This window comes from Arcticibacter pallidicorallinus (assembly GCF_003002875.1).
In the GTDB taxonomy this organism is placed as follows: domain Bacteria; phylum Bacteroidota; class Bacteroidia; order Sphingobacteriales; family Sphingobacteriaceae; genus Arcticibacter; species Arcticibacter pallidicorallinus.
On the sequence record NZ_PVTH01000012.1, the window covers coordinates 24,575 to 36,462 of the forward strand.

The following is an 11,888-nucleotide window of genomic DNA, read 5'->3' on the forward strand; positions in this document are numbered from 1 at the left end:
TATCCGTAAGCAGTGAAAGATGATTACTTGATACCTGCTTTTACAAGTGCGTTGCGGTATAATTGGTTGATATCTTCGGAAATATTGAACCCGAGCACCGAACCGGTGAATACCAGGGTAGCAGCCGCTGAGCGAAGGGCTATATCCACCACAATATTATCGAAAAGAGGTATGTAGATGCCGATGGCAAGGCTTACTGCCGAGATCAGCAGCACCGCCAGGTATTTGCTATCGAAGGGCTGCAGCTTGAACTTGACCAGAATGAACAACCAATAGAGAAAGTTGAGGATGACCATGATCAGCAGGTAGGATAAGGCGGCACCGACGAGACCGAAATGTGGAATCAGCAGCCAATTGAGAAAAGCACAGACAAAGACTGCGGCAGTGATCATGTAGGTGGTGTAGCGATAATACCTGGAGAAGTTGATGATCTGCCCGTTTAAGCCTCCGGTAATATCCACCAGGAAGGTCAATCCTACAATAACAAAGACCCAGAAGTACTGCGCATATTCAGGCCGGTTCATCAGGAAGAGAATGTGGTCGTAGTTGATGAGCAGCCCGATGAGCAACAGGCAGCCAATGATGAACTGGACAAGCGAAGTCTTTTTATAGATGCGATCAATCTTTTTGAGATCGTTCTGCGCCCACGCTTCGGAAACGATTTGGTAAGAGGTGCGTCCGAGGGCCTTGGCGGGTAAACTGATGACAACGGCGATTCCAAAGAATGTTCCGTAAATCCCTACAAGCTCCAATGATCTGTCGGCAATTACGCTGAGCATCAGCACGGCCATACCCTGGACCAGACCAAAAGAGCCTCCGCTGATTACTGAGAACAGCCCGTAGTTCAAAAGCTCCTTGCGTTGTGATTTTACTTCCCGGGTGATGGGCGCCAGTTTAAAATGCTTGCCCTTAGCGATATTGTACCAGAGCAGGAATGCGATTAATGCGTTTGCGACGAGGTAGGCATTGAGAAAGCCGTCGTAACCGAACCAGGCAGCGGCCATCATCAGCACGGTAATGCTGGTAATGAACCGGAGAAGGAATTCTTTGAGGAAGGCTGAAAACACGTTCTTAAAAACTGTGCGCGCAAGGCTTTCCAGAACTGTGAACAGAAGGGTTAAAAAGGATATCGGGATGAGGTAATAGTAATGCTGTACCATTAGTCCGCCGCCTGCCTTGTCTTCATATTGGTTCATCACGAAGCCCTTGAATAGTAGGAACAGCAGGGTGAAGGCCAGAAAGCTGAGTGTGCTCCATAACACCACCAGGGAAATAAAGCCTTTATGGGTTTTGTCTTCTGTGCGGAATACCGGAAAATACTTCAGAATTACGCCGTTGATGCCCAGGGAGGCAATCTGGGCATACAGTCCGGAAACCGTTATCACCAGCGTATAAAAGCCTATCTCCTCTTTGGTAAGGATGCGTTGAAAGAGAATGACCAGGTTCAGAAAACCGAGTACAGTACCTGCGTATAAGATAATGCTGTTATAAAACCCCTGCTTCTGTAATAGATTCATTAAGAGTGGTTGTGTTTTTTTGCAATGGCTTCTTCGAGAATAGCATTTAGCCGGGCGATGCGATCGGAGAGCGTATAGTTCTGCATGATATGCTTCCTACCCTCGCGGCCCATTTCGGCTGCCTGCTCAGGAGAGGAAAGGATCGCGACCATCTTCTCTGCCATGCCTGTGGTGTCGTATTCGTCGACCAGATAGCCTGTTTTTCCTTCGATAACGGCTTCCTTGATTCCGGCGTGCCGGGTGCTAACAACAGGCAGAGCCGCTGCTGCAGCTTCAAGAATGGTGTTAGGCGTGCCTTCCATGTCTCCATCGGGAGGTGTGACCGAGTGTTGGACGAAGCAACAGCTCTGTTTGAGCAGTTGGCTGATCTCATCGGATGGCAGCACCCCTGGGAAGTTCACCTTATCGGCAATACCCAATTCCTGGGTTAGTGTCTTTGATTCTTCTAATAGAGGACCGCCCCCTGCCATGATGAGCCTCGCCTCAGGAGAACGTTTGAGAACTTCGTAAAACGCTTTTATAGTGGTCTGTGGCGATTTCTTGCTGACAAAACGACCAACGAAGAGAAAGCTGTTACTGCGGTTTGTATTTTCATGCGCAGGAGCGAAACGTTCGGTGTTGATACCATAGGGATTGAGCACCAGTTTTTCCCTGGGCGCGCCGAGCCGCTGCAGGCTATTGATCATATCATTAGATACCCCGATGATGGTGGAAGCGTATTGAAAGGCGCGCCGATACCAGTCTTGGTATTCGTTGATGGTTGAATGATGATGCGCATCGGCTCCATGAAAGTGGATGACCAGGGGAACATCGGCCAGCTTACAGGCTTCGGCTACCATCGCCCCTGTAGTACCGTACTCTGCCAGTACAACGTCTACCTTTTCTTTCCGGAGATAGGACACGAGCGCTTTTGTGCGCACGGGAATATCTCTTTTCTTTAGAGCCCGCTTCTGAAAAAGGTAGCTGGCGATACCCCAAAAGGTAGGAATGAGGAAAGATCCATCTTCCTTGTAAAGCGGGAAGACACCTCCGTAGAGGATTTTCTTTTCCATCGGGAGGAAATCAACATGCGACTGGATGAAAGTTTCCGAATACGTGGAGGGGTTTGGCTTGATAATGCAGAGTTTAGCCATGTTTATTTCAGCTTATTTCTGACATAGGTACGTCGGAGCAAACTGCCCAGCTTGTAAATGCCTTTATTAATGATGCGCTTTGATCTCTGCTGCAGCGTTACGGGTTTCTGATGAAAGAAGGCGGCTTCGAAATCGTCGTTCTTTTCGAAGACAATGTGTGCGTAATCTCCCTGGTTCCAGATGTCCTTGATCTGATAGAGCAGTACGTCGGCCCCGATATCAGCAGCCAGCTTCCCGATTACGTCGAATGAAATATGCTCATCGACCGGCTGCATGGTTTCGGGCTTGTGTTTTGCCGACCATTTGAGGTAATGAGGAGTTGGCACAGACAGAAAGAGGCGGCCTTTGTTATTCAGCAGCTTTTTGATGGAAGCGTGTACGACGGGGCGGTCTGGTATGGAAATATGCTCGTAGACATCCATGAAGACAATGAGGTCGAAAGTGGTGTCGTAAGTATCTTCTGTAAGAATGCCACTTTTGAACTTCAGCCGGGAGCTCCCGAACAGCTTGTCTGCCATTTGGATCGAGTGCGTACTGATGTCAATACCATGTATTTCGGCATCGGGCCACTGTTTACCCATGCGGGCGCAAATACTGCCTATTCCGCAGCCTACTTCGAGTATACGAAGCGGTTTCTGGGGTGCATACCGGACGAGCGTATTCCAGGCTTCCTCAATTCTGGGATTAACCTTGATATAGTCGTTCAACTTGTTTTGAACGTGCTCGTTATAATAGGTAATTACCTGTTCGGCTGACTGCTCCTGCATTTTTAGTAGATTAATCTTCGAAAATACTAAGATTCCCCATAACGGAAATAAAAAAGTACAGCTGAGGTAATATCAGCCAGGAAGCTAAGAAAATTTACTTATACGATATCGTTATACAAAAAAAGGCTGGATCGTTATGAACCAGCCTTTTAAACTATTTATTAAATGATCGACTAAACAAATTTCTTTGCGTTGATCTTACGTTCGCCTTCATTTAGGTAAATCTTGCGAAGACGCATGCTCTTTGGAGTGATCTCGATGTACTCGTCGCTTTGGATATATTCCATTGCTTCTTCCAGAGAGAACTTAATAGCTGGTGCGATACGTGTATTATCGTCAGTACCTGAGGCGCGCATGTTGGTAAGCTGCTTTCCTTTGGTCAGGTTGATAACCAGGTCATTCTCGCGAATGTGCTCTCCCATGATCTGTCCTTCATAAACATCAGCTCCCGGATCGATAAAGAAACGGCCTCTGTCTTGTAGTTTATCAATCGCATAAGCAGTGGTAGTACCTTTGTCCATAGAAATCAATACACCGTTTGATCTTCCAGGAATGGCACCTTTCCATGGCTCGTAAGCCTTGAAACGGTGTGCCATGATTGCTTCACCAGCAGTTGCTGTAAGAACGTTATTTCTTAAGCCAATAATACCGCGGGCAGGAATATCAAATTCCAGGTGCTGCAAGTCGCCCTTAGGCTCCATAATCAACAGTTCACCTTTACGCTGCGTTACTAATTCGATAACCTTACCGGAAACCTCTGAAGGAACGTCAACGATTAGGACTTCAATTGGCTCACATTTTACTCCATCAATTTCTTTCAGAATAACCTGTGGTTGTCCTACCTGAATCTCATAACCTTCGCGACGCATCGTTTCAATCAATACAGATAAATGGAGGATACCTCTTCCGTAAACCAAATAGGCATCGGGAGATTCTGTTTCAATAACCTTTAATGCAAGGTTTTTTTCCATCTCCTTGTAAAGGCGGTCACGAAGGTGACGTGAGGTAACGAACTTGCCCTCTTTACCGAAGAATGGAGAGTTATTGATGGTAAACAACATGTTCATTGTTGGCTCATCAATATGTATAATTTCAAGCTGCTCAGGATTTTCGAAGTCGGCGATGGTATCACCAATATCAAATCCGTCAATACCTACTACAGCGCAGATATCACCAGCTTTAACTTCTTTTGCTTTGATTTTTCCGAGACCTTCGAAAGTGTAAAGCTCTTTAATACGGGATTTTTGGATGGTACCGTCGCGCTTTACTAAAGACACAGGCATGTTCTCTCTGATCTCGCCTCTTGCAACGCGACCGATAGCGATACGTCCAACGAAAGAAGAGTAATCAAGAGAAGTGATCTGCATTTGAAGCGTTCCTTCTGAAACTGGAGCCGGAGGAATGCTTTCTAAAATTGCATCTAGTAATGGGAAAATGTCTTCTGTTTTTTGTTTCCAGTCAGTACTCATCCATCCTTGTTTAGATGAACCGTAGATAACCGGGAAGTCTAGCTGATCTTCTGTTGCTTCAAGATTGAAGAACAATTCGAAGATAGACTCATAAACTTCTTCAGGGCGGCAGTTTTCTTTGTCAACTTTGTTTACAACAACGATAGGCTTAAGTCCTAGTGCAAGCGCCTTCTGTGTTACGAAACGTGTCTGCGGCATTGCTCCTTCGAATGCGTCAACAAGCAAAATAACACCGTCAGTCATCTTAAGAACCCGCTCTACCTCTCCGCCGAAATCGGCGTGACCCGGGGTATCGATGATATTAATTTTTACTCCCTTGTAGTTTACGGATACGTTTTTCGCTACAATAGTTATTCCTCGCTCACGCTCAAGATCGTTATTATCTAGAATTAACTCTCCTGTTTGTTCGTTGTCTCTGAATAACTGACAAGAGTGTAAAATTTTATCAACCATTGTAGTTTTACCATGGTCAACGTGTGCTATAATTGCAATGTTTCTGATATTCTGCATGTAATGCCCTAAAAAATTTTTTGCAAAGGTACGATTTAATTCATAAAATCCCGCGTTTGAACATTAAAATATCATGACAATCAGGGAGTAATAAAACTTTATCTTTGTATATGGATACACAGGAGATTATCGTTTTGATCTTGTTCCTCCTCGCAATAGCGTATATAGGGCGGCTAGTTTTCAGAAGTTTGCGTTCCAATAAAGGCTGCGCGAGCGGTTGTAATAAGTGCGGAGTTGACTTTACTGATGTTAAGCCTTAACGTCTTTTTCTATTAGGCAGACCGCGTAGGCAACCACTCCTTCTTCCCTGCCGATGAATCCCATGGTTTCATTGGTGGTCGCTTTTATGGAGATATCATCCTCGCTGATACCTGCTGCCTCGGCTATGTTTTTTTTCATTGCAGGAACATGGGGATTTATTTTGGGGGCTTCCAGGCACAGCATGGCGTCAATGTTTCCTATTCTCCAACCTTTTTCTGCGATCAGGCGAACACACTCCGTTAACAGGAGAGCACTGCTGATTCCTTTCCAGCGGTCATCGGTATTGGAAAAGTGAAAACCTATATCTCCCAGGTTCGCTGCACCGAGCAGTGCGTCGCTAATGGCGTGCAGTAAGACGTCGGCATCTGAATGTCCGAATGCTCCGGAGTGATGATCAAGATGAACTCCTCCAATGATGAAGGGGTGGTTTTTCTTCAATTGATGTACATCGAAACCAAATCCAACTTTTATTTTCATTATGGTATAATTTGTTTTTTTATGGTAATGAAGCTATCATGAACGTATTCGTTGCTGCTTTTGAGCGGCGCGCTCCGGATGGCTTCGTTTCTGTTTTTTATCAAACCTACTAAACTTTAATGGATCAACCTTCTTTTAGGGCTTTAATCGTTATCTGCTGAAACTTCGTTAGTTGAATGCGTACATAAGCGAGACGCGGAGGGAGTTGGCTAGTGGATTGTTTCTAATGGTGGAGAAAAGGTAGGAGAAGTCGATTTGCAGTGAGGAATATCGATAGCCTGCCCCTGCTGTAAGGTATTGCCTGTTGCCTTTGTCGGGACTCTCATATTGATAGCCGCCACGGACACCCAATTGCTGAGATAGCAGATATTCGAGTCCCAGCCCAACGCTTACCTCGCTGATTTCCTCACCGAGCCCTCCGGGCGCATCGGCGAAAGAACCAAAGATGCCGGAGGCCACTGAGCGGTCGTCATTTCGTCCGGCCACGATGTCACCATCTTCATTGAATCTGGGGGGCGTCGGTACAAGGAGTTTGTTTAAATCTACTGCAATGAGCAGCTGCTGAGGAGAACCGGGGTTAACAGTGAGCGCAGATCCGAGCTTGAGGTTTGTGGGTAAGAACATCTTTTCTCCGGCATTGACATAGGATAGTTTATTTCCAATGTTTGAGACGTTGATCCCAAAAGCGATATTATGCGAACGATTTCCGATGATTAACTCAATTTGGTGGTACGCGGAGACGTCGACGGCCAGGGCCGTTGCGGAGAGGGATGACTGCCCCTCGGCGCCTGTACCATCTGGAACGTTTGACGAAATAAAGCGAACGGTGGTGGCCAGAGCCAATGACGAGCCAAAGAGTCGCGCGTACGTGGCATCAAACGCCAGATCGTTTGGTCGGTATGTTCCCAGAGAAGAGAAGAGCTCATCGCGAAGTTGAATGTCGCCCATAGAAAAATATTTTGCGGAAATTCCCAGGGTACTTTTTTTATCTATTTTATGATAGCCGCTCAGGTAAGTGATGTACATATCTGTTGTAAGATTGCGCAACCAGGGACTGTAGGAGATGGCGACAGCTGCTCTATCCTTCGCATAGGCAATTTTCGATGGGTTAGCGTACAAGGCGTTGGGGTCTGAAGGAGTTGCTGCACCTGCGTCTCCCATTGCTCCGGTTCTGGCATCGGGACTTATCCGCAAGAAAGGTACTGCTGTTTGGATTCTTCCGGATATGACTTTGGAAGATGGGGTATTTACTGTAGGTTGAGCGACCGTTTCGAGTCCCCGGAGCCAAAGCAGGACAAAGACAGTGAAGAAACTTCGAAACGAGCAAAAGATCATAGATAAATGTAGAATATATTTAGGAAGAACGCCATATATAGACACCAATCTCTTCTGGTTTTAAGTGATTATTCCTATTATTGCAGTTCTCTGTTTTATATACTGAATGAAAAGATTATCAATACTTTTTACAACCGGAATTTTAGGGCTTGCTTGTTTAGGGGTTGGCTGTAAAAGCAAGGTTTCTTCGAATACAGGCTGGGCTTATAACGATAGCAAAAACGGGGGATTTACCGTCGCCCAAAACATAAAGCCAGCACCGGGACCGGGGCTTATCCCGATCGAGGGAGGAACGTTTGTAATGGGAGGCAGTTTGCAACAGGATCTGGCTTACGAAAACGATAATCTGAGAAGGCGGGTTACAGTTCCGTCTTTTTATATGGACGAGACAGAGGTATCTAATGTAAACTGGGGTGAATATCTTTACTGGATACAGAGAAATTTCCCGGACGACCGCGAATATTATTACAATGCTCTTCCGGATACGCTTGTATGGCGTCGCCCTCTTTCTTACAATGAGCCTTATGTAGAGAATTACCTGCGGCACCCTGCCTATCAGGATTACCCGGTAATTGGAATCAGCTGGGAACAGGCAAAAGAATATGCAGAATGGCGTACAGACAGGGTAAATGAACAAATCCTTCGTGCCCGCGGAATAATGGTCGATTTTAAAACGCTCGCCAACAAGGGAAATAAGGTTGAAGCCACGAACGAACCGTTTAATACGGACATCTACCTCAATGGTCAGTATCAAGGGGAGGGTATCAACGGAAAAAGAATGCCAAGAGACCTGAATCCGGCTGCAGGGGCGGAAGGTTCGCGGGGAAGTGCGAATGTTCGCAGACCGGTGAGAAAGGAAGATGGGGTGCTGCAGGAGCATTACCGCCTGCCTTCTGAAGCGGAGTGGGAGTATGCTGCGCTGGCGCTTGCGGGAAACACTTCTGACGAAAATATTGCAGATGGAAAGATCTATCCCTGGAGCGGTCTTGGCGTTCGCTCCTCATCGAGGAGAACTCAGGGTCTGATTATGGCGAACTTTAAACGGGCCGCGGGAGACAACATGGGTACTGGCGGAGCTTTGAACGACAAGGCGGATATTACCGCTCCAGTGAGAAGCTATATGCCGAATGACTTCGGACTGTATAATATGGCCGGAAATGTAAACGAATGGGTTGGTGACACTTATCGGAAGATGTCATATGAAGAGTTCGATGACTTCAATCCGTTTCGCGGAAACGAATACGTAAATAAGCGTATTGCCGACGTTAATAAGGGCACATTTGCGAAAGATAAGTACGGTAGGCCAATTAAAGAACCAGCCACTTCACGCAGGAAGCAAACCTGGGCGGAGCTTAACGGACAGGTTGATACCACCAGAGAAAACTCTGAAGCAAAGTTTAATTATGACCTGCGTGGCTATAAGGATACAGTGAACCAGGAACTTTACGGTGTTACTACACTTGTGAACGATCGGTCAAAGGTGTATAAAGGTGGATCATGGAACGATCGGGCGTACTGGCTCAACCCGGCGACCCGCAGGTTCATGCAACAGGATGAAACGAGTGCTGAGGTAGGCTTCAGATGTGCAATGAATATGGTTGGCTCTGCTGAAATTAATAGTGTAGGTAAGAAAAAGTTTAAGCAACCGCGCTCCCGAACCAATACTAAAGTAAGATAAGTGTTCTACACTAACCCTCTCTGAGCTCCAAATGAAAACGTCTGTTTATTGACTAAACGTGAACTGGAGGATGTTTGCGCCCATTTTTAAGGCTTTAAGTCGCGTAGCTTCCGAGTCTCCCGGATAAGTTCCGGCATCTTCCCAGCCATTGCCAAGGTCTGCCTCATATGTATAATAGCATACTACCCTGCCTTTATATATAAGCGCGAATCCTTGCGGTCTTTTTCCGTCATGTTCATGTATCTTAGGCAGACCTGCCGGGAAAGAGAACTTCTGATGGTAAAGAGGATGTGAGGATGGCAGCTCCACAAAGTCAAGCTCGGGAAATACCTTCTTCATCTGCGGACGAATGTATTGGTCTAATCCGTAGTTGTCATCAATATGGAGAAATCCGCCTCCCAATAGGTAATTCCGAAGATTCCTTGCTTCTGAATCAGAAAATTGAACGTTCCCATGACCTGTCATGTAGATGAATGGGTACTGAAACAGTGTTGAGCTACCGACGTCTGCAATCGCCTCTTCCCGATCAATATTTGTCCCTAGCTGGGAATTAGAAAACGTAATTAAGTTTGTGAGCGCCGTACGGTTTCCATACCAGTCACCGCCGCCATTGTACTTAAGCCTGGCTATTTTATAAGAGGAGCTAAAGCTAAATGCCATGATCAACGGCAATACAAGAGGTACTACCAATGACCATCTGCTTATCATCTATTCAAAAAGTTAATTTCAAAACATGCTTCAAGGGCTGCGGTTTCCGTCCGGAGCCTACTGGTACCCAAAGTGATAGGCTGACACCCATAATTTAACGCTGAATCCAGCTCCGATGAAGTAAAATCACCTTCAGGACCAATTAAAATTGTGTAATGGCCGCTTGGGGTGATCAAATCTTTAAGGGGAACTTTTTCACCGTCCATACAGTGAGCTATGTACCTATCGCCGGAGATATTCTTAATAAAATCCCTATACTTTTGGGGTTCATTAAGCTTAGGATGGTAAGCTTTAAGAGATTGTTTTACAGCAGATGTTATGACCCTTTCCAGACGCTCAGTCTTCACCTCTTTTCTTTCGGACCTGTCACAAATAACTGGTGATATCTCGTCAATACCGATCTCAGTGGCTTTCTCTAAGAACCATTCCAATCGCTCGATGTTTTTTGTTGGAGCGATGGCGATATGTAAATAGTGATTCCTTTTTTGATACTCCCTTGTCTCACGGACAACTTTAAGCTCAGTTCTTTTGGCGTCGGGATTGACGATAACAGCTTCGAAAATACCGCCACGACCGTCAATCAACTGAACAATATCATCTTTTTGCAATCTAAGCACCCGAACGCAATGTTTGCTTTCGTCTGGATTCATGATATAAACATCTCCAGCAATATCCGGTGTGTAGAATAAATGCATAAGAGCTACCGTTCGTCAATCATATCCTCCTGATTTATAACCAGGTCAAGCTTTACAGACTCAATATTCTGCTCTGTTTTTTTCATGATAGTGATGATATAACCGTAAAATTCTTTACGTTCACCCACCTCCGGTATCTTACCGAACAGGTCACCAACCAGACCACCTACCGTATCATAGTTTTCATCTTCGGGCAGGTCATGAGGCAAATATTCATTCACATCATGTATGGACGCGGATGCGTTAACAATGAATTCATGTTCTGAAACCTTCTCAACGATAGGTTTCTCCTCATCAAATTCGTCTTGAATTTCTCCGACCAGCTCTTCCACGATATCTTCAAGAGTCACCATTCCTGCAGTTCCGCCAAACTCATCAAGAACAATTGCAATCTGGATACGGTTTAGCTGAAATTCGCTAAGGAGATCATTGATCTTCTTCGTTTCGGGAATGAAATATGGCTTCCTGATGATATCAGAAACCAACATGCTTTTCTTGTCCGCGAGGATTGGCAAGATATCCTTGGCATGAATCACTCCGACGATCTTATCAATGGTCTCGTCGTAGACAGGTATTCTGGAATAGCCCTCGCGTACAACTGTGGCAATCACATCTTCAGGAGTAGCAGCAATTTCAATAGCTGAAATCTTAGTACGAGGTACCATTATATTCTTAACAACGCGCTCATTGAAGTCAAAAACATTTTTGATCAGCTCATGCTCATTGCTATCTAAAGCCCCACTCTCCTTTCCTTGTTCAAGTAAATATTGAAGCTCCTCAGAACTGTGTGCTGCTTCATGTCCGCTTATCGCATGTATACCAAGAAGTCTTAGCAGAAAATTCGCAAAGCCGTTCAAGAGCCAGATAAAAGGCCTGAAAAGCATGTAAAAGAAGTGAAGAGGCAGCGATATCGCCATGGTCACGCCAATAGGTTTCTGGATCGCAATGGACTTAGGAGCAAGCTCCCCGAAGACGATGTGAAGGACGGTAATGGTACCAAACGCAATTATCGGTGCAGCGGTTTTAGTAAATGAGGCCACGAACTCAGGATCTGAACCAAACGCAAATAAAATATTTTGCAGGATATGCTCCATCACCTCTTCTCCGACCCAGCCCAGACCCAGAGATGCAAGCGTAATACCTAACTGCGTTGCCGCAAGATACCCGTCTAAATGCTGAGTAATGTGCTTAGCTGTCTTAGCTATCCGGTTACCAGACTTCGCATGAATTTCAATTTGTGAAGCCCTGACTTTGACGATAGCAAATTCAGCTGCTACGAAAAAGCCGTTCAGTAGAACAAGGAAAAAAGTCAGAAATATCTGGAATCCCATTTACTAT

At 45.6% G+C, this 11,888-nt stretch carries 11 protein-coding genes; 2 read left to right on the top strand and 9 right to left on the bottom strand.

All coding sequences use genetic code 11. The features are described from left to right. Nucleotides 1-23: 23 nt before the first annotated feature. The 4 genes from B0I27_RS15475 to typA form a co-directional block, all read right to left on the bottom strand. Entirely contained in the window at nucleotides 24-1,517 is a 1,494-nt protein-coding gene (locus B0I27_RS15475; RefSeq protein ID WP_106295004.1) for a lipopolysaccharide biosynthesis protein, read from the bottom strand. Further along, entirely contained in the window at nucleotides 1,517-2,569 is a 1,053-nt protein-coding gene (locus B0I27_RS15480) for a glycosyltransferase (RefSeq protein WP_181276801.1), read from the bottom strand. The genes B0I27_RS15475 and B0I27_RS15480 overlap by 1 nt, the downstream gene beginning before the upstream one ends. An 83-nt stretch (nucleotides 2,570-2,652) precedes the next feature. Further along, on the bottom strand, nucleotides 2,653-3,417 hold the full coding sequence (locus tag B0I27_RS15485) for a class I SAM-dependent methyltransferase (protein WP_106295008.1): 765 nt from the start codon (nucleotides 3,415-3,417) through the stop codon (nucleotides 2,653-2,655). 173 nt (nucleotides 3,418-3,590) lie between these two features. After that, nucleotides 3,591-5,396, bottom strand: coding sequence for a translational GTPase TypA (typA, locus tag B0I27_RS15490; protein WP_106295010.1), 1,806 nt, complete (start codon nucleotides 5,394-5,396; stop codon nucleotides 3,591-3,593). A gap of 110 nt (nucleotides 5,397-5,506) precedes the next feature. Between typA and B0I27_RS15495 the strand changes: the two genes are divergently transcribed. After that, complete coding sequence (locus B0I27_RS15495; protein ID WP_106295012.1) at nucleotides 5,507-5,656, top strand: FeoB-associated Cys-rich membrane protein; 150 nt, start codon at nucleotides 5,507-5,509, stop codon at nucleotides 5,654-5,656. Here B0I27_RS15495 and ispF read toward each other — a convergent pair. Continuing rightward, a complete protein-coding gene (gene ispF / locus B0I27_RS15500; RefSeq protein ID WP_106295014.1) occupies nucleotides 5,646-6,134 on the bottom strand; it encodes a 2-C-methyl-D-erythritol 2,4-cyclodiphosphate synthase in 489 nt (162 codons plus the stop codon). The two genes, B0I27_RS15495 and ispF, sit on opposite strands and share 11 nt — an antisense overlap. A gap of 168 nt (nucleotides 6,135-6,302) precedes the next feature. Then, entirely contained in the window at nucleotides 6,303-7,469 is a 1,167-nt protein-coding gene (gene porV, locus B0I27_RS15505) for a type IX secretion system outer membrane channel protein PorV (protein ID WP_106295016.1), read from the bottom strand. 106 nt (nucleotides 7,470-7,575) lie between these two features. Here porV and B0I27_RS15510 point away from each other — a divergent pair, with 106 nt between their 5' ends. Further along, a complete protein-coding gene (locus B0I27_RS15510) occupies nucleotides 7,576-9,147 on the top strand; it encodes an SUMF1/EgtB/PvdO family nonheme iron enzyme (protein ID WP_106295018.1) in 1,572 nt (523 codons plus the stop codon). Between the two features lie 45 nt (nucleotides 9,148-9,192). On the opposite strand, the gene B0I27_RS15515 is transcribed toward B0I27_RS15510, so the two are convergent. From B0I27_RS15515 to B0I27_RS15525, 3 genes are read right to left on the bottom strand one after another with little or no spacing between them, the layout of a single operon-like run. Further along, complete coding sequence (locus B0I27_RS15515) at nucleotides 9,193-9,855, bottom strand: DUF4159 domain-containing protein (RefSeq protein WP_106295020.1); 663 nt, start codon at nucleotides 9,853-9,855, stop codon at nucleotides 9,193-9,195. Then, a complete protein-coding gene (locus B0I27_RS15520) occupies nucleotides 9,852-10,550 on the bottom strand; it encodes a 16S rRNA (uracil(1498)-N(3))-methyltransferase (protein ID WP_106295022.1) in 699 nt (232 codons plus the stop codon). Before B0I27_RS15520 ends, B0I27_RS15515 begins: the two co-directional genes overlap by 4 nt. A gap of 5 nt (nucleotides 10,551-10,555) precedes the next feature. Then, entirely contained in the window at nucleotides 10,556-11,881 is a 1,326-nt protein-coding gene (locus B0I27_RS15525) for a hemolysin family protein (protein WP_106295024.1), read from the bottom strand. Between the last annotated feature and the right edge of the window lie 7 nt (nucleotides 11,882-11,888).